We start from the raw sequence: 255 nt of genomic DNA, 5'->3' as shown, positions 1-255 counted from the left end.
ATGCTCAAAAGGTTGTTGATACCCTCAAGGCTGGATCGGCAAGTTCCGAAAGAATATATCAGCAATGGCTAGATACGGGGGAAATTAAGCTACCACGGCAAAGTATCCAAACGTCCCAGCCGTCATCCCCCACGGTTAAACCATTATCTTCAGAAAATCAGCCAGAACTCCCCTCTGGCTTTAAAACATGGCTAATTAAACAATTACAGCTACCCAACGAGAGTGCTATTTCTGCAAGGTACAGAGCGGATAAAG

At 45.1% G+C, this 255-nt stretch carries 1 protein-coding gene; it reads left to right on the top strand.

The features are described 5' to 3' along the window. On the top strand, positions 1-255 hold a 255-nt coding region (locus tag R0J87_RS22420), incomplete at both ends, for a hypothetical protein (RefSeq protein ID WP_498889082.1).

Source organism: Halomonas sp. SIMBA_159 (assembly GCF_046536035.1).
Taxonomy (GTDB): domain Bacteria; phylum Pseudomonadota; class Gammaproteobacteria; order Pseudomonadales; family Halomonadaceae; genus Vreelandella; species Vreelandella venusta_A.
This window is presented reverse-complemented; position numbering and strand designations above follow the sequence as displayed.